Here is a 16,161-nt window from a genome sequence, read left to right on the forward strand (position 1 = left end):
GAGACGCCGGACGAAATTTCGACGTGATGCCTGGACCACTACTCGACGGGAAGACGGCGGTCATCACGGGCGCATCGAGCGGGAACGGCCGCAGCATGGCGCGGACGTTCGCCGAGGAGGGCGCTGACATCGTCGTCGCGGACATCCGTGACGAACCCCGCGAGGGTGGGACGCCGACGCACGACCTCGTCCCCGAGGAGACGGACGCCGACGCGACGTTCGTCGAATGCGACGTGACGAACCGGAGCGACCTCGTGGACGCCGTCGACGCCGCCGAGGAGTTCGGCGGCATCGACGTGATGGTGAACAACGCCGGTATCTTCCGGAGTGAGGACTTCACGGACATCTCCGAGGACGAGTTCGACCAGCTCATGGACATCAACGTCAAGGGGACGTTCTTCGGCGCGCAGATAGCCGGCGAACGCATGGCGGCGAACGGGGGCGGGAGCATCATCAACCTCTCCAGCGTCGCGGGCCTCAACGGGTCGCCCGACCACGTCACGTACTGCACGTCGAAGGGCGCGGTCCGCCTCCTCACGTACTCGGTCGCCGCCGCGCTCGGTCCGGAGGGCGTGCGAACGAACGCCATTCACCCCGGACTCATCGAGACGGCGATGACGACGGAGGACGTGCCTATCATCGGCACGGACGCCGGCGAGCAGTTCATGCAGGGGATTCCGTCCCGGCGTTGGGGGCAGCCGGACGACGTGGCGGACGCCGCATTGTTCCTCGCGAGCGACCTCGCGAGCTACGTCAACGGCGAGTCGCTCGTCGTGGACGGCGGGATGTCGAGCAGCCAGTAATCACTCCGCCGCGGCGATCGCTTCGAGCGCGATTTCGCGCGTGTCCGCGTCGATACCGCTCTCCCGGAGGTCGCGCGCGGTGTACCAGTCCCACGCTTCCGGGCCTTCCTCGCCGTCGGCGGGGTCGATGTCTCTGCTCTCGACGGTGGCGAAGTAGACGTGGTCTACGTGTTGGTGGCCGACCGTGCCGTCCGGGTGGACGTTGATGTCGTACAGCATCTGGTAGCGCGGACTCGGGAGCGCCTCGCCCGCGGGCGCTGGCACGTCCGGCGCGTCCCCGAGAAGCGTCGGGTCGAGACCAGTCTCCTCGCGGACTTCGCGCAGGCCGGCCTCGTGGGGGAGTTCGTCCCGGTCGACGTGGCCGCCGGGCGGGATGCGGATGCCGAGGCGGGCGTGTTCGTGGAGCGCGGTCGCTCCGTCGTGTACGACGTAGACGGTCGCGGTGAAGTGTCGCGTCGTCTCCATACCGCGAGAAAGAACGGCAGTCCTATGCTTCCATCGGGACGTCGCTCGCCGCTTCGAGGAGTTCGTGGTAGCGGTTGCGGATGGTGACCTCCGAGATGTTCGCGACCTCGCTCACCTGGTTCTGGGTGACGCGCTCGTTCACGAGGAGGCTCGCCGCGTACACCGCCGCGGCCGCCAATCCGACCGGGGACTTCCCGCTCGTGATGCCCTCGTCCTGCGCGTTCGAGAGGAGGTCGCGCGCCTGTCGCTCCACTTCGTCCGACAGGTCGAGGTCGCTCGCGAACCGGGGGACGTAGCTCGCGGGGTCGGCGGGCGCGACCTCCAGGCCGAGTTCGCGCACGACGTACCGGTACGTTCGCGCGATTTCGTCCTTGTCCACGCGGCTGACGTTCGACACCTCGTCCAGGCTCCGCGGCGTGTTCGCCTGCCGCGCCGCCGCGTACAGCGCCGAGGTGGCGACGCCCTCGATGCTCCGCCCCGGAAGCAAGTCCTCGTCGAGGGCGCGGCGATAGATGACGGATGCGGTCTCCCGAACCGGCTTCGGGAGGCCGAGGGCGCTGCTCATACGTTCGATTTCGCCGAGCGCCTGCTTCAGATTGCGCTCCTTCGAATCGCGCGTGCGGAAGCGCTCGTTCCACTTCCGCAACCGCTGCATCTTCTGGCGCTGATTCGAGGAGAGGCTGTTGCCGTACGCGTCCTTGTCCTGCCAGCCGATGTTCGTTGACAGCCCCTTGTCGTGCATCATGTTCGTCGTCGGCGCACCCACCCGAGATTTCTCGTCCTTCTCGGCGGAGTCGAACGCCCGCCACTCCGGCCCACGGTCTATCTCGTCCTCCTCAACGACGAGACCGCATTCCGTGCAGACGGTTTCGCCGCGCTCTTCGTCCACGGCGAGGTTGCCGCCACACTCGGGACACTGGAGGTCCTCCGAGGACTCCGTTTCCCGCTCGCTGCTTCGCTCGTCGCTCCGGCGTCTGATACGTGAATCACTCATAGTGAACCCGACGGCGGCCCGCTCGCGCCGTCCATGCGTAAGTCGAGTAGCTAGTGATGACGCCCGGGCGCTGAATAAGGCTTATGACCGTATCGAAACCCTTACCGACGACACAACCGAGTCTCGGGATATGAGCGAACCCGCCGTCGACGCGGAGGAAGTCCGGCACGTCGCGGACCTCGCGCGCGTCAGCCTCTCGGACGACGAGGTGGACGCGTTCGCCGAACAGTTCTCCGAGGTCCTCGACTACTTCGAAGCCCTCGAAGACGTGCCCGAGGTCGAGTCCGAACCCGACCTCGTGAACGTGATGCGCGCGGACGAAGTCGAGGAGTCGCTCTCCCAGGAGGCGGCGCTCGCGAACGCCGACGAGAGCGAGGACGGCTTCTTCAAGGGGCCGCGGGTGTCGTAGATGTCGCACAACGCGTTCATCACCGAGACCGACATCGCGGGCGACGACTCGGGCGTGCTCGACGGCCGCACGGTCGCCGTGAAGGACAACATCTCCACGGAGGGCGTCCGCACCACCTGCGGGTCGGCGATGCTCTCCGACTACGTCCCGCCGTACGACGCGACCGTCGTCTCCCGCCTCAAGGACGCGGGCGCGACCGTCGTCGGGAAGGCGAACATGGACGAGTTCGGAATGGGAACCACCACCGAAACGTCCGCGTTCGGCCCCGTCACGAACCCCGTGGACGACGACCGCGTCCCCGGCGGCTCCTCGGGCGGAAGCGCGGCCGCGGTCGCCGCGGGCGACGCCGACCTCGCGCTCGGCAGCGACACCGGCGGTTCTATCCGCTGTCCCGCCGCGTACTGCGGCGTCGTCGGAATCAAGCCGACGTACGGCCTCGTTTCGCGGTACGGGCTCGTGGCGTACGCGAACAGCCTCGAACAGATCGGTCCTATCGCGAACACCGTCGAGGACGCCGCCGAACTCCTCTCGGTCATCGCCGGCCCGGACGAGAACGACGGCACCACCCGTGAGGAGGGCGTGGACGCAGACTACGCGGCCGCGGCGACTGGCGACGTGGAGGGCCTAACTATCGGCGTGCCGACCCAGCTCGTGGGCGGCCGCGAGCGCGCGGGCGACGACCCCGCCGAGGGCGGCGAGACCCGCGCGGGCGCTGACGAGGCCGTCGTCGAAGTGTTCGAGGACGCGCTCGACGCGTACCGGGACGCCGGCGCGGAAGTCGTCGAGGTCAGCCTTCCCTCCGTCGAGTACGCGGTGGCCGCGTACTACGTCATCGCGATGAGCGAGGCGTCGTCGAACCTCGCGCGCTTCGACGGCGTGCGCTACGGTACGTCCGGTGGGTACGACGGGAACTGGAACGAATCGTTCGCCGCGGCCCGCGAGGAGGGCTTCGGCGACGAAGTGAAGCGTCGCGTCCTCCTCGGGACGTACGCGCTCTCCGCGGGCTACCACGACAAGTACTACAAGCAGGCCCAGGAGGCCCGCGCGTGGGTGAAACAGGACTTCGACGAGGCGTTCGAGACCGTGGACGTGCTCGCGTCCCCGACGATGCCGATGCTCCCGCCGGAACTCGGCGAGAGCCTGGACGACCCGCTCCAGATGTACCTCGCGGACGCGAACACGGTCCCGGTGAACCTCGCGAACCTCCCCGCCATCTCCGTGCCCGCGGGCGAATCCGACGGCCTCCCGGTCGGCCTCCAGTTGGTCGGGCCGGCGTTCGGCGAAGAAACCATCATCCGCGCGGGCAGCCTGCTCGCCTAAGCGGCGTCGCCTCTTCTCGACTCCTCTGTCGCAGCGATCGTTCCCGCCCGGGTCGCGTCGTCGAGCACGCGAACCTCGCGCTGCGGGAACGGAATCTCGATGCCGGCGGCGTCGAAGCGCGCGTAGATGTCGCGGTTGAGTTCGTGGGTGGCGCGGCCGTCGTGGAGCGGGCTCGGCACCCAGACGAGCAGTTCGTAGTCGAGTGCGGAGTCCCCGAACCCGCGGAAGCGCGCCCGCGGACTGGGGTTCCGCGCGACCGACTCGACGGCGCTCGCGGCAGCAATTAGGCAGTCCTCGACGGCGTCGACGTCGCTCCCGTACGCGACACCGACCGGGACCTTGACGCGCGTCTTACCGACGGGCGCCGAGTGGTTCGTGAGCTGCGCGGAGTTCAGGACGGCGTTCGGGACGGTGACGATGACGTTGTCCCGGGTGAGGATGCGGGTGGAGCGAATCGAGATGTCCTGCACCGTCCCCGCGACGCCGGTGTCGAGTTCGACGTAGTCGCCGACCGCGTAGGTCCCGTCGACGTAGAGCGAGATGGACCCGAAGAAGTTCGCGACCGTGTCCTTCGCCGCGAACCCGATGGCGATTCCCGCGATGCCCGCGGATGCGAGGAGCGGCGTCACCTCTATCTCCCAGACGGTGAGCACGACGAACGCGGTGGCGGCGAGCACGACGAACGTCCAGAGGTTCTGGAATATAGGCGCGAAGTCGGCGCTCTCGTCGGTTCGCGCGTCGTACGCGCGGAGGCCGTGCGTGCCGAGGCGGGCGAGCGTGCGCGCCCAGACGAGCGCTGCAGCGGTGAGCGCGCTCGCGCGCAGGACGAGAGCGGTCGAGTCGGCGACGGGAACAACGCTGGGCGCGAGGAACGCGCCCGCGACGGCGACCGTCACGGGTATCGGAACCCGGAGTTCGCGGAGGAGCACGTCGTCCGCGGTCGTGCCGGTGCGGCGGGTCAGCCGTCGGACGGCGCGCAGACCGACCTCGTTCACGAACACGGCTGCGGCGAAGGACGCGGTCACGAGGACAGTGACGCCAAGCCACGGCGGCAGGCCGGCGAGCCAATCGAGAAATCCGGGGAGCATGCGTCCGGTAGGCGGCCGGCGAGCATAGCGTCTCCGGCGGCCACAGCGTTTTCCCGGGTTCGTTCGATGGTTCCGGTATGGGAACCGAGGAACCTCCCTCGCCGACCGGTGAGAACCGTGCCGGCGAGGAACCGAGCGCCGCGCCGGTCGGTGAGACGACCGACGAGGCGACGGTCACCGAAGAGGGAGTCGAACTCGAACGAACCATCGGCCTCGTCGGCGGTCTCGCCATCGGCGTCGGCACGATGATCGGCGCGGGAATCTTCGTCTTCCCGGGACTCGCCGCCGAGGAAGCTGGGCCGGCCGCGGCCGCGTCGTACGCCATCGGCGGCGTCATCGCGTTGCTCGTCGCGCTCCCGGCGTCGGAGCTCGCGACCGCGATGCCGCGCTCCGGCGGCGGCTACTACTTCATCTCGCGCTCGCTCGGGTCGCTCGCCGGCGCAATCGTCGGCATCAGTCTCTGGCTCGGCCTCGTGTTCGCGTCCTCGTTCTACCTCGTCGGGTTCGGGAGCTACGCGGTCGAACTGCTCGGTCGGGCGGGTGTCTCGCTGTCCTGGCCCGTTCCGCCGACGGTAGCGCTCGGCCTCGTGTTCGGCGCGCTCCTCACCGGCATGAGCTTCACCGGCACCGAGAACACCGCGAAACTCCAGAACGCCGTCGTCGCGTTGCTCCTCGTGATTCTGTCCGTCTTCCTCGGGTACGGCGGGCTCGACGCGCTCGGCGTGTTCGGCGCGTCCTCGACGCCGGAGACGTTCGCGCCGTTCGGCCTCGCGCCCGTGTTCACCACCGCCGCGCTCGTGTTCACGTCCTACCTCGGGTTCGCGCAGGTCGCAACCGTCGCCGGCGAAATCAAGAAACCCGGCCGCAACCTCCCGCTCGCGATGGTCGGCTCCGTCCTGCTCGTCACCGTGTTCTACGTCGCCACAATCTTCGTCGCGACGAGCGCGTTCGGCAGCAAGACCCTCGGCGAGTTCGGGGAGACGGCGATGGTCGAGGTCGCGGGCGAGTTCTTCGGCCTGCCCGGCGTCATCGCCATCCTCATCGCGGGACTGCTCGCCACGGTGTCGAGCGCGAACGCGTCCATCATGAGTTCCTCGCGCGCGGTGTACGCGTTGAGCCGTGACGCGCTCCTCCCGAAGAAGGCGGGCGCGATAAACCTGAAGTACGGGACGCCGCACGTCGCGCTCGCGATGGCGGGCGCGCCCGTCCTCCTGCTCGTCGCGTCCGGACAGACCGAGGTGCTCGCGGAGGTCGCGTCCTTCCTCCACCTCGTGATGTACGGCCTCATCTGCGTCGCGCTGTTCCAGATGCGGCGGAACGCGCCCGACTGGTACGACCCGGACTTCCGCGTGCCCGCCTACCGCGCCGTCGCCGGCGTCGGCGGGGTCGCGAGTTTCGGCCTCATCGCGTTCATGCAGCGGCTCTCACAGGTAATCGGCGTGGCGTTGATGGTCGCGGCGGCGGCCTGGTACTATTACTACGCTCGTGACGTCTCCCTCAAGGGGGTGCTCTAAATGAGTAAGATACTGCTTCCGCTCCGCGTGCTGGAGGACGAATCGATTTCGCCCGGTCTCATCGACCTGCTCGCGCCGGCCGACGTGGTCGTGCTCGGCTACTACCGGGTGCCCGACCAGACGCCGCCCGGCGCGGCGCGCGAGCAGTTCGGCGACCGCGCGCAGTCCCGATTGGACGACGTAGCGGCCGCGCTCCGCGACGCGGGCGCGACCGTCGAGGCCCGGATGGTGTTCACGGGCGAGGTCGAGCAGACCATCGCGCGAACCGCCGCGGAGGCGGACGCGGACGCCGTCGTCCATCCCGGCTCGGCGATGCAGGTCGAGGACGTGCTCGTCCCGCTCGTCGGCCGCCCGGACCTCGCGGCGGTCGCCGAGTTCGTCGCGTCACTGGTCGCGGAGCGCGACATCGACGTGACGACGTTCGCGCTGGACGACGACCTGACGGCCGCGGACGTGACGGCGGCGCTCGCGGACGCGGGCGTGGACGCCGACCAGCTCACCGCCGCGGACGGCCCCGGTGGCGGCCCCGTCGAGGCCATCGCGTCCGTCGCCGCGGAGTACGACGCAATCGTGATGGGCGAGCCGGAGCCGTCGCTCACGGAGTGGGTGTTCGGCGAACTCGAAGACAGAGTGGCGACCGAATCGCTCGGGCCCGTGTTCGTCGTTCGGGCGCGCGAGTAGTTACTCCTCGTAGACGAGATTGAGGATCCACTGACTGAACGCGTCGCTCTGCGGGTCGAGTTCCTCCTCGCCGACGAACGGCGACAGCATGTCGCCCGCCATGAGGAGGGAGAAGTCGAGGTCGGCCTCGTTGATGACCGGTTCGAGGTAGTACGTGGTGTTCCCGTTGTAGACGGTTTCCTCGCGTTCGACGAGTCCGTACTCCTCCAGTTTGGAGGCGATGCGGCTTCCCTTCCGGGAGGACACGTCGAGTTCCTTCCAGAAGTCGCTCTGGTGGATGCCGCCGGTCTCGTGGACGAGCTCCACCGCCCGTCGCTCGACGTCGGAGAGTTCCGGCTGGTCGTCGCTGGCGCTCATAGTCGAACAGGCGTCCGCGCGCGGTTTAAATGTGGCCGTTGCGGTCGCCCACGCGCTCGTACTCGGTTCGACACGGCGGGCCGTCCGCGTAGTCGAACCGCACGCGTCCGTCGCTGTCGATGCGGACGAGCGAGGACGAGCGCGTGCCGAACCCTCGGTCTTCGTGGTGGACACACGCGCCGATGTCGTGGTCGCGCAACACCGCTTTCGCGTCGTCCAGCCAGTCGTCCGGGTCGCCGCCGGTGGCGGGGAGCGCGTCGCGGACGGCGGGCGCGCGCTCGGGCGGCGCGTACCCCGTGTTCACGACGACGTGGACGCCGGGGTCGAGGCGGGTCTCGGAGAGCGCGCCGTCCCAGGAGAGTCGGATGGCGTCGTCTTCGTCGGCGAGCACGAGGTTGAAGCCGTCGTACTCGTGCTCTCGAAGTGCCTCGCGCACGCGGTCGCGAGCCTCGGTGGCGGACGCCGCGCCGAGGGCGTCCCGGACGAGCAGGCCGCGCGAGCGCTCGCCCGAGACACCGTCGGCGCGCCGGTTCGTGATGCCGACGAACAGGCCGGTGTCGGTGACGCCCATCCACGTTCCGCCCGCGCGCTCGTCCGCGGGTGCGAGCGCCGGTCGCTCCCAGTCGCGGACTCGCGGGGGCGTCGACGGCCGGTCGACGGCTTCGTCGCGGTTCGCGGCGACGACCACGGGCGCGTCCGCGAACGACCGCCACGCGAGTATCAGAGTGCACACGAGTGGAGAGACGGGCGCCGCGACTTAAACGTCCGCGGCCGCGGCGAGCGCGTCCCGGACGGCTTCGCGGTCGACGGTGCCGGACGCGGTGCGCGGGATGTCGTCCGCGAACGCGACCGTACGGGGCACCTTGTACCCCGCGAGGCGCTCCCGACAGAACTCCTGGAGCGTTGTGGCGTCGAGGTCGCCGTCGGCGACGACGAGCGCGGCGACGCGTTCGCCCCACTCGGGGTCCGCGATGCCGACGACGGCCGCCTCGGCGACCGCGGGGTGGTCGCGGAGCACCTCCAGGACTTCGGCGGGGTGGACGTTCTCGCCGCCGGTGATGATGCGGTCGGACTGTCGGTTCAGGACGTGGAGGCGGCCGCTCTCGTCGAGGTAGCCGGCGTCTCCGGTGGCGAAACCGTATTGGGTGAACGCGTCGGCGTTCGCGTCGGGCGCGTCGTAGTACCCGGGCGTAATCGAGGGAGAATCGACGTGTATCGCGCCGACTTCGCCCTGCGGGAGTTCGCCGTCGGGTCCGGCGACGGTGACGTCGTAGCCCATCAGCGGTCGGCCGACGGAGTCGGGCGCAGCCTCGGTCTCCGCGGGCGTCCCGGTCGCTATCTGGGAGGCGGCTTCGGTCATGCCGTAACTCGGGTAGACGGGCACGCCGCGGTCGACCGCGTCCTCGCGGAGGTCGACGGGCGTGGGCGCGCCGCCGACGAGGACGAAGCGGAGCGAGTCGGGAAACGTCCCGGCGTCGAGCATCCGGCGGAGCATCGTCGGGACGAGGCTGACGCCCGTGCAGTCGTAGGCGTCGAGATTGTCGAGCGTTCGCTGGGCGTCGAAGCCGCGCTGGACGACCGCGGTGGTGCCGTAGAGGACGCTCCGCAGGACGATGGAGAGGCCGCCCATGTGGTACATCGAGAGCGGGCAGAGCCAGCGGTCGGTCGGAAGGACGCCGAGGCGGAACGCCGAGGCGGACGCGGCGGCGAGGAAGTTCGCGTGCGTCAATCGCACGGCCTTGGGGTCGCCGGTCGTGCCCGACGTGAACGGCAGCGCGAGCGTGTCCGAAACGTCCAGGGTGGCGTCCGGCGTGCGTGCGTCGTGCTCGTCGAGCGCGGTCACGCCGTCGCGCGCGGGTGGGTCGACGGACGCGACGGGCACGTCGCCGGCGGCGTCCAGCGCGTCGTCCTCGCTCTCGGCTTCGGTGACGACGACGTGGACATCCGCGGTCTCGACTTGGGCCGCGAGTTCGGCGGGCGCGAGGCGTGCGTTCAGCGGGACGAGCGTCGCGCCGACGCGCTGCACGGCGAACACGAGGCGGACGAACGCGGGCCGCGTCTCCATCAGCACGCCGACGTGGTCGCCCGGTTCGACGCCCAATCCCGAGAGACGGCGTGCGGTCTCCTCCACCTCGCTGTCGAGGTCGCGAAACGACCACTCCCGGTCGGTGTCCGCGTCGACGAGCGCGAGCGAGTCGGGGGACGCGCGGACGCGGTGGGCGAGCCAGTCGTCCATCAGGGACGCACCTCCACGGGGAGGTTTCCGGGGTCCTGCGGGACCGTGATTTCGCCAGATTCGACGGGCGCGGGGTCGGGCGCGAGGTCGGCGTCGAGCAGTCCGGCGGTGGCGAGGCCGCAGGCCGGGACGCCGGGGAGGCTGGCGGCGAGGTGGACCGCGGCGGTGCGCGCGACCACCGCGTCCACGGTCGTCGTCACTACCGCTACAACGCCAGCCTCGCGGGCCGTCGTGGCGGCGTCGCGGGCGCGGTCGACGCCGCCGAGCGCCATCGGCTTCAGGACGACTGCGTCCGCCGCTTCCGCGGCGAGCACCTCTCGTACGCCGTGTTCGGTGAGCGTCTCGTCGAGCGCGACGCCCACGTCGTGTTCGCGGAGCGCCGCGTGCCCGTCGAGGTCGTCGCGAGCGAGCGGCTGTTCGACGTAGGAGACGATTCCGTCGAGCGCGTCGAACGCGTAGTTCGCTTCGTCGGCGCTCCAGGCGGCGTTCGCGTCGGCGCGGAGTTCCACGTCTCTACCGATTGCATCCCGGACCGCGCGGAGGCGCTCCACGTCGTCCTCGACGTTCCGCGCGCCGACTTTCACCTTCACGCAGTCGAACCCGGCCGCAGCGGCGTCGCGGGCGGCGTGGACGGTTTCCTCGACGGAGCTGTCGCCAACGGTGGCGTTCACGGGTACGGATTCGACCCGAGAGTTCTCGCCGAGGAATTGGTACAGGGGTTCCTGTTCGACGCGGCTGGCGGCGTCGAGGTGTGCGAGCGAGACGGCGTGCCGGGCGGCCGGCCGGCCCTCGCAGGCGTCGAGGGCGGCCCGCCAGTCGGGGAGCGCGGCGTCCGCGGTTTCGAGCGCGTCCCGGCACGCCTCGCGGGATTCCGTCCAGTCGGGGAGCGGCGTGGCTTCGCCGAGGCCGTCGCGGGTGCGCAGGAGGAACCCCTCCCGGTCGGTGATTGCGCCGGCGGCGGTGTCGAGCGACGACGCGAGGGGGAGGCTGAACGGCTCTATCATAGCGCGAGTCCGAGCGCGAACAGGGCGGTGTAGAGCGCGAGCGTCTGGCCCGTTCGGGTGAGCGCGGGGTTCAGTTCGTCGCCCGCTGTCTCGGTGAGGACGGTTCGGGTGACGGACGCGGCGAGCGGGAGCGAGAGCAGTGGGAGGAAGACGAGCGGGTCGGCGGTCCGGAGGTAGAACCAGCCCGGGGCGAGGTAGGCGAGCGCGAACAGCGCGACGTACTGGGCGCGGCTGAACGCGTACCCGAATCGAACGGCGAGCGTGGTCTTCCCGGTCTCGGCGTCCTCCTCGCGGTCCCGGACGTTGTTCACGACGAGGACGTTCGTCGCGATTGCGCCGACGGGAAGGCTCGCGACCAGAGCGTCCACGCTGACGGTTCCGGCGGGAATCCAGACGGGGAACGCGCCAGCGAGCAGGGAGGCGGCCTGCACGTAGTACGTGCCGACGACGGCGACGATTCCGAAGAAGACGAAGACGAACAGGTCGCCCAATCCGTGGTAGCCCAGCGGGTAGGGGCCGCCGGTGTACGCGATGCCGGACGCGACGGAGAGCAGTCCGATGACGAGGATGGGAACGCCGCCGACGTACACGAGGTAGGTGCCGAGGAGGATGGCGGCGGCGAACGTCCCGTACATCGCGCGCTTCACCTCCCCGGGGTCGATGAGGCCGCTCGCGGTGACGCGCGTGAACCCCTCTCGGTCCTCGGTGTCGGCCCCTTGGACGGCGTCGTAGTAGTCGTTCGCGAAGTTCGTGCCGATCTGGATGAGCAGCGACCCGACGAGCGCCGCGAGCGCCGGCAGGGGCGCGAACACGCCGTCCCTGAGCGCGAGGCCGACCCCGACGACGACGGGCGCGGCGGCGGCCGGGAACGTGTGCGGGCGCGCCGCGACGACCCAGGCGCGCGTCCGCGAGACATCCGCTTCTGACATACGACGGAGTTCGTGGCGGTGGAGGAAAGCGCCTGCGATTGTCCGACCCCGTGCGGTTTTTCCCGCCGGCGCTCGGAGTCCTCGGGCGTGTCCGAGACCGCGACCGACATCGAGCCGGAGCGCGCGCCGCCAGGAGAAGGATGGCTGTACGCGTGGGGCGGTGCGAACGTCGCTATCGGCGTCGCCAGCCTTCTCGTCCCGCTCTACGTCGTCCAGCTCGGCGGGGACGCCGTCGCGCTCGGCGTGCTCTGGTTCGCCACGTCGATGGCGATGGCGCCGAGTTCGCTCGCCGTCGGCCCGATCACCGACCGGTTCGGCCACCAGCGCACCATCGTCCTCGTCGGGTTCGCGGGTATCGCGGTCTCGTTCGCCATCCTTCCGCTCCTCGGGACGGTCGCCGCGGTGGTCGTCGCGGACGCGGCGCTCTGGCTGTTCGTCGCCGCGGTCACCCCCGTTCTCACTACGCTCGTGCTCGCGGACGCCCCCCAGAACCGCTGGAACGGCCGCATCGCCCGCCTGAACAAGTACCAGGGGTACGGCTGGACCGCCGGCCTCGTGCTCGGGTCGGTGTGGACGCTCCTCGTCGGCGCGCGCCTCCCGCCCGTGGAGACGCAGCGCACGCTCCTCTGGCTCTGTACCGCCGTCGTCGCGGTCTGTACGGTCGCGGCCGCGCGCTCGCTCCCGAGCGAACCCAGCGCGCGCGGCCTCCGTGGCCGCCTCCGCAGTCGCCCGTCCCGGCGCGACGTGCGCGCCGTCTTCTCCCCGCTCCTCCCCGGGCGCGTCGTCTCGCTCGCCCGCAGCACCGACCTCCGCGGCCTCCTCACCGGTCTCAGCCGCCCGCTCCTCGTGTACTTCGCCGCCGTCTCCGTGTTCTTCGCGGGGTTCTCCGTGTTCAGCGCGCCGCTCCCCGACTTCCTCACGAAAGCCGGGTTCGGCGACGACGCCGTGTTCGCGCTCTACGTCGTCTCTAGCCTCGCCTCCGCCGTGTTCTACGTCGGGGCCGGCGAACTCGCGGACCGCCACGACCTCCGTCGCCTCCAGTCCGGCGCGCTCGGCCTGCGCGCCGCCGTCTTCCCCGTCGTCGCCGCCGTCGGCTACGCCGTCCAGGCCTCGACGCTTCCCGGACTGGTCGCCGTCGCCTGCCTGTTCGCGCTCGTCGGCCTCTCTTGGGCGATTATCGCCGTCACCGCGAACTCGCTCGTCGCGCGGTACGCCGGCCCGCGCAACCGCGGCGCCGCGCTCGGCCTCTACACCGCGCTCTCCTCCGCCGCGGGCGGCGTCGGCGGCCTCCTCGGCGGCTGGCTCGCGTCCGCGTACGACTACGTCCCGACGTTCGCCGTCGCCGCCGTTCTCGTCGTCGTGGGCGCCGCTGTCGTGCTCGCGCTCGACTACGTCGAGAGCAATCCCACGAACTGAGAATGCGAGTCGAAGTTAACATCCGGGGGGTGGAAGGAGCAGGTGTGACACGTCCCCCGTGTCACCCTCGCTACGGGAGTACGAACGACCCCCGTCGTTCGCCTGACTGACCCGACATGCACTGACTGGCACCGCCGTCGTCGGGCGTTCGCGTGGCTCCGTAGCGGCCTCGCGTGAACGCGCCCGGCGCGCGGCGATTCGGATACACGGGGACGGCTCCCCCTCGTCCCCTCTTGCAGTCTGTCCCTACTCTGCGGTCTCTACGTTTCTGAACTCGAAGCGCGCACCGCCCGAGTCGCTCTCCGTCAACTCGACATCCCAGCCGTGCGCTTCCGCGATGGTGCATGCGATGTTCAAGCCGAGTCCGGTTCCGGTCGCGCTCGACGAATACCCCGTCTCGAACACACGGTTGCGCTCGTCCGCGGGGATGCCGGGGCCGTCGTCCGCGACGAAGAACCCCGCGTCGTCCGCGAGCCAGCCGACCGTCACGGTCACGCGACCGTCGTCGTCCGTGGCGTGCTCCATGGCGTTCCGGAAGAGGTTCTCGAAGAGTTGCTGGAGGCGACTGCCGTCCGCACGAATCCGCCCGAGGTCGCCGGTTTCGAGCGTTCCGCCGTCGGTGTCCACCGTCGTCCACGCGTCCGCGACTATTTCCGAGAGCGACACGACCGCCGGGTCGTTCACGGTGTCACCCTGTCGCGCGAGCGCGAGCACGTCCTCGACGAGTTCGTGCATCCGGGAGACGGCGGTGTCGACGCGGTCGAGCGGCTCGCGCGTCTCCTCGTCCGCGGTCTCGCGCGCGATGTCGAGGTAGCCCTCGGCGACGTTCAATGGGTTGCGGAGGTCGTGGCTGATGACGCTCGCGAACTCTTCGAGGCGGCGGTTCTGCCGCGCGAGTTCCTGCTCGCGGCGCGCGAGGCGCTCGCGCGTCTCGATGACCGCGATGGCGTTCCCGAGCGTCTCCCCGAGTTCCGTGAGCACCGCGCGTTCCGTTTCGTCGAACACCTCGGGGCGGTCCGCGTAGATGCTGTACAACCCGTAGACGGTGTCCTCGTGATAGATGGGAACGACGGCGAGCGACTGCACGCCGTGCTCGCGGAGGGTGTTCCACCACGGTTCCATCGACTCGTCCGCGAACACGTCCGGAATCGCCTGCGTCTCTCGGGTCTTGATAGCGCGTCCGCCCGCGCCCCTGCCTTGCGGCGTGTCGTCCACCGTGATGGTGAGGGACTCGTAGTAGTCGTCGGGCATGCCCGCCCACGCGGACGGCCGTACCGCGTCCGCCTCGGGGTCGTACCGGCCGACCCAGACGGACTCGTACGGGTCGGAGGTGGCGAGACGGTCGCAGACGGCCTGTTCGAGCGTGTCGCGGTCTTGCGCGTGCACGACCTCTTGGGTGGCGATGCGGAGCGCGTTCGTGATGCGGTTCAGGCGGTCGAGGTCGCGCTGGCGTTTCCGATTTCGCGCGTCGTACACGCCGACGACCGCGCCCGCGAGCGCGCCGACCGTCGCGGCGTCCACGATGGCGGTCGAGAACAGCGAGGAGAGCACGGGCGCGTCCACGGTCACCCAGAGCACCGCCGCCGGCAGCGAAACCGCACTGAGCGCCGTCCACGCGAGCACGCGGTCCGTACACCACGCGGACACGAGGTCGCCGCGCGCCACGAACACCCCGATGGCCGCGATGGCGACCGCGAGCGCCGTCGTCACCGCGAACGCCAACGGCGGCTCAGACCCCGTCGTCGCGACGTGCGCGACCACGAGCACCGCCCCGAGCGCGACGAGCACGACACCGCACGCTCGCTGAGACACGAGAACCATACCCACACTCGACGCGACGAACGAAAATAGATTGGGACGCCCATGACAGCGTCGAGACACGTCGTCTCAGAGGTCAGTATTCGGAGTTGCAGTACCGGTCGCCGGAGGCGACCGGCATTTTTCGTGCAGGGTTTTCGAGGAGAGGTTCCCGCAGGCCGCCGGTTGCGGCCGAGGAAACCCGACGACGAAAACGGTGCGTTCAGTAGTACCAGGGGTAGTCGTCGAAGTCCGGGTCACGGTCTTCGAGGAAGGCCTCACGGCCTTCGCGGGCTTCGTCGGTCATGTAGCCCAATCGGGTGGCTTCACCCGCGAACACTTGTTGGCCGACCATGCCGTCGTCGGCCATGTTGAACGCGTACTTGAGCATTCGAATGGCGGTCGGGCTCTTCGCGCTCATCTCGTCCGCCCACTCCAGCGCCACGTCCTCCAAGTCCTCGTGGGGGACAGCTTCGTTCACCATGCCCATGTCCGCGGCTTCCTCGGCGCTGTACGTCTTCCCGCGGAAGAACACCTCGCGAGCCTTCTTCTGCCCGACCTGTTTCGCGAGGTATGCCGAGCCGAATCCGGCGTCGAAGGATGCCACGTCGGGGTCGGTCTGGAGGAACTTCGCGTGCTCGTCGCTCGCGAGCGTGATGTCGCAGACGACGTGGAGGCTGTGCCCGCCGCCGACCGCCCATCCGGGAACGACGGCGACCACGGGCTTCGGCATGAATCGGATGGCGCGCTGGACTTCGAGAATGTGGAGGCGGCCCGCCTCACCAGGGTCGGGATTCTCGTCGTCTCCCTGATATTCGTAGCCGGAGTCGCCCCTGACCGACTGGTCGCCGCCAGAGCAGAACGCCCAGCCGCCGTCCTTCGGGCTGGGGCCGTTCCCCGTGAGAAGGACGCAGCCGATGTCGGTCTGGCGTTTCGCGTGGTCGAGCGCGGCCGCGAGTTCGTCGACCGTTCCGGGGCGAAATGCGTTGCGTTTCTCGGGGCGGTCGAACGCGATGCGGACCGCGTCCACGTCCGTGCCGCGGTGGTAGGTGATGTCGCGGAAGTCGACGCCGTCGACCGGCTCCCAGCGGTCGGGGTTGAAGAGTTCAGAGACCATACTCGCACTCCCCGTCAAGCGCGCAAAAAGG

Annotated in this window: 16 protein-coding genes; 6 read left to right on the top strand and 10 right to left on the bottom strand. The window is 69.8% G+C overall.

Going from position 1 to position 16,161, the window contains the following annotated elements:
• Positions 1-26: 26 nt before the first annotated feature.
• Positions 27-803: an SDR family oxidoreductase gene (locus ACOZ4O_RS02045; RefSeq protein WP_424523651.1), complete on the top strand. Its 777-nt coding sequence runs from the start codon at positions 27-29 to the stop codon at positions 801-803.
• Here ACOZ4O_RS02045 and ACOZ4O_RS02050 read toward each other — a convergent pair whose 3' ends face one another.
• Both ACOZ4O_RS02050 and ACOZ4O_RS02055 read right to left on the bottom strand, forming a co-directional pair.
• The gene (locus ACOZ4O_RS02050; RefSeq protein WP_424523652.1) at positions 804-1,268 is read right to left on the bottom strand and encodes an NUDIX hydrolase; all 465 of its coding nucleotides are present in this window, start codon (positions 1,266-1,268) and stop codon (positions 804-806) included. It abuts the gene before it with no gap.
• Positions 1,269-1,290: 22 nt separating this feature from the next.
• Complete coding sequence (locus ACOZ4O_RS02055) at positions 1,291-2,262, bottom strand: transcription initiation factor IIB (RefSeq protein WP_424523653.1); 972 nt, start codon at positions 2,260-2,262, stop codon at positions 1,291-1,293.
• Between the two features lie 130 nt (positions 2,263-2,392).
• Here ACOZ4O_RS02055 and gatC point away from each other — a divergent pair, with 130 nt between their 5' ends.
• Together gatC and gatA are read left to right on the top strand one after the other, a co-directional pair.
• Entirely contained in the window at positions 2,393-2,671 is a 279-nt protein-coding gene (gatC, locus tag ACOZ4O_RS02060; protein ID WP_424523654.1) for an Asp-tRNA(Asn)/Glu-tRNA(Gln) amidotransferase subunit GatC, read from the top strand.
• Positions 2,672-3,991, top strand: coding sequence for an Asp-tRNA(Asn)/Glu-tRNA(Gln) amidotransferase subunit GatA (gatA, locus tag ACOZ4O_RS02065; protein ID WP_424523655.1), 1,320 nt, complete (start codon positions 2,672-2,674; stop codon positions 3,989-3,991).
• Here gatA and ACOZ4O_RS02070 read toward each other — a convergent pair.
• Positions 3,988-5,079 (bottom strand): mechanosensitive ion channel family protein, encoded by a 1,092-nt coding sequence (locus ACOZ4O_RS02070; RefSeq protein ID WP_424523656.1) that lies wholly within the window; start codon positions 5,077-5,079, stop codon positions 3,988-3,990. The two genes, gatA and ACOZ4O_RS02070, sit on opposite strands and share 4 nt — an antisense overlap.
• Before the next feature lie 77 nt (positions 5,080-5,156).
• Here ACOZ4O_RS02070 and ACOZ4O_RS02075 point away from each other — a divergent pair, with 77 nt between their 5' ends.
• Together ACOZ4O_RS02075 and ACOZ4O_RS02080 are read left to right on the top strand one after the other, a co-directional pair.
• Positions 5,157-6,593, top strand: coding sequence for an APC family permease (locus ACOZ4O_RS02075; protein ID WP_424523657.1), 1,437 nt, complete (start codon positions 5,157-5,159; stop codon positions 6,591-6,593).
• Entirely contained in the window at positions 6,594-7,274 is a 681-nt protein-coding gene (locus ACOZ4O_RS02080; RefSeq protein ID WP_424523658.1) for a universal stress protein, read from the top strand.
• Here ACOZ4O_RS02080 and ACOZ4O_RS02085 read toward each other — a convergent pair whose 3' ends face one another.
• Genes ACOZ4O_RS02085 through ACOZ4O_RS02105 form a run of 5 tightly spaced genes read right to left on the bottom strand, consistent with a single transcriptional unit; the run spans position 7,275 to position 11,800 of the window.
• Positions 7,275-7,631: a helix-turn-helix transcriptional regulator gene (locus tag ACOZ4O_RS02085; RefSeq protein WP_424523659.1), complete on the bottom strand. Its 357-nt coding sequence runs from the start codon at positions 7,629-7,631 to the stop codon at positions 7,275-7,277.
• Positions 7,632-7,656: 25 nt separating this feature from the next.
• Positions 7,657-8,364, bottom strand: a complete 708-nt coding sequence (locus ACOZ4O_RS02090; protein WP_424523660.1) for an NRDE family protein — start codon at positions 8,362-8,364, stop codon at positions 7,657-7,659.
• 24 nt (positions 8,365-8,388) lie between these two features.
• Entirely contained in the window at positions 8,389-9,867 is a 1,479-nt protein-coding gene (gene menE / locus ACOZ4O_RS02095) for an o-succinylbenzoate--CoA ligase (RefSeq protein WP_424523661.1), read from the bottom strand.
• Positions 9,867-10,871: a mandelate racemase/muconate lactonizing enzyme family protein gene (locus tag ACOZ4O_RS02100; RefSeq protein WP_424523662.1), complete on the bottom strand. Its 1,005-nt coding sequence runs from the start codon at positions 10,869-10,871 to the stop codon at positions 9,867-9,869. The genes menE and ACOZ4O_RS02100 overlap by 1 nt, the downstream gene beginning before the upstream one ends.
• On the bottom strand, positions 10,868-11,800 hold the full coding sequence (locus ACOZ4O_RS02105) for a 1,4-dihydroxy-2-naphthoate polyprenyltransferase (protein ID WP_424523663.1): 933 nt from the start codon (positions 11,798-11,800) through the stop codon (positions 10,868-10,870). The genes ACOZ4O_RS02100 and ACOZ4O_RS02105 overlap by 4 nt, the downstream gene beginning before the upstream one ends.
• A gap of 87 nt (positions 11,801-11,887) precedes the next feature.
• Between ACOZ4O_RS02105 and ACOZ4O_RS02110 the strand changes: the two genes are divergently transcribed.
• Entirely contained in the window at positions 11,888-13,216 is a 1,329-nt protein-coding gene (locus tag ACOZ4O_RS02110) for an MFS transporter (protein WP_424523664.1), read from the top strand.
• A 246-nt stretch (positions 13,217-13,462) separates the two neighbouring features.
• On the opposite strand, the gene ACOZ4O_RS02115 is transcribed toward ACOZ4O_RS02110, so the two are convergent.
• Positions 13,463-15,037, bottom strand: a complete 1,575-nt coding sequence (locus tag ACOZ4O_RS02115; RefSeq protein WP_424523665.1) for an ATP-binding protein — start codon at positions 15,035-15,037, stop codon at positions 13,463-13,465.
• Positions 15,038-15,236: 199 nt separating this feature from the next.
• Positions 15,237-16,130, bottom strand: a complete 894-nt coding sequence (locus tag ACOZ4O_RS02120; RefSeq protein WP_424523666.1) for a 1,4-dihydroxy-2-naphthoyl-CoA synthase — start codon at positions 16,128-16,130, stop codon at positions 15,237-15,239.
• Positions 16,131-16,161: the final 31 nt, after the last annotated feature.

This window comes from Salarchaeum japonicum, assembly GCF_049705945.1.
GTDB classification, from domain to species: domain Archaea; phylum Halobacteriota; class Halobacteria; order Halobacteriales; family Halobacteriaceae; genus Salarchaeum; species Salarchaeum japonicum_A.

Excerpts from the sequence above, each read along its gene's own strand:
- ACOZ4O_RS02045 (WP_424523651.1), top strand. The coding sequence starts at position 27 with ATGCCTGGACCACTACTCGACGGGAAGACGGCGGTCATCACGGGCGCA.
- ACOZ4O_RS02050 (WP_424523652.1), bottom strand. The coding sequence starts at position 1,268 with ATGGAGACGACGCGACACTTCACCGCGACCGTCTACGTCGTACACGAC.
- ACOZ4O_RS02055 (WP_424523653.1), bottom strand. The coding sequence starts at position 2,262 with ATGAGTGATTCACGTATCAGACGCCGGAGCGACGAGCGAAGCAGCGAG.
- gatC (WP_424523654.1), top strand. The coding sequence starts at position 2,393 with ATGAGCGAACCCGCCGTCGACGCGGAGGAAGTCCGGCACGTCGCGGAC.
- gatA (WP_424523655.1), top strand. The coding sequence starts at position 2,672 with ATGTCGCACAACGCGTTCATCACCGAGACCGACATCGCGGGCGACGAC.
- ACOZ4O_RS02070 (WP_424523656.1), bottom strand. The coding sequence starts at position 5,079 with ATGCTCCCCGGATTTCTCGATTGGCTCGCCGGCCTGCCGCCGTGGCTT.
- ACOZ4O_RS02075 (WP_424523657.1), top strand. The coding sequence starts at position 5,157 with ATGGGAACCGAGGAACCTCCCTCGCCGACCGGTGAGAACCGTGCCGGC.
- ACOZ4O_RS02080 (WP_424523658.1), top strand. The coding sequence starts at position 6,594 with ATGAGTAAGATACTGCTTCCGCTCCGCGTGCTGGAGGACGAATCGATT.
- ACOZ4O_RS02085 (WP_424523659.1), bottom strand. The coding sequence starts at position 7,631 with ATGAGCGCCAGCGACGACCAGCCGGAACTCTCCGACGTCGAGCGACGG.
- menE (WP_424523661.1), bottom strand. The coding sequence starts at position 9,867 with ATGGACGACTGGCTCGCCCACCGCGTCCGCGCGTCCCCCGACTCGCTC.
- ACOZ4O_RS02100 (WP_424523662.1), bottom strand. The coding sequence starts at position 10,871 with ATGATAGAGCCGTTCAGCCTCCCCCTCGCGTCGTCGCTCGACACCGCC.
- ACOZ4O_RS02105 (WP_424523663.1), bottom strand. The coding sequence starts at position 11,800 with ATGTCAGAAGCGGATGTCTCGCGGACGCGCGCCTGGGTCGTCGCGGCG.
- ACOZ4O_RS02115 (WP_424523665.1), bottom strand. The coding sequence starts at position 15,037 with ATGGTTCTCGTGTCTCAGCGAGCGTGCGGTGTCGTGCTCGTCGCGCTC.
- ACOZ4O_RS02120 (WP_424523666.1), bottom strand. The coding sequence starts at position 16,130 with ATGGTCTCTGAACTCTTCAACCCCGACCGCTGGGAGCCGGTCGACGGC.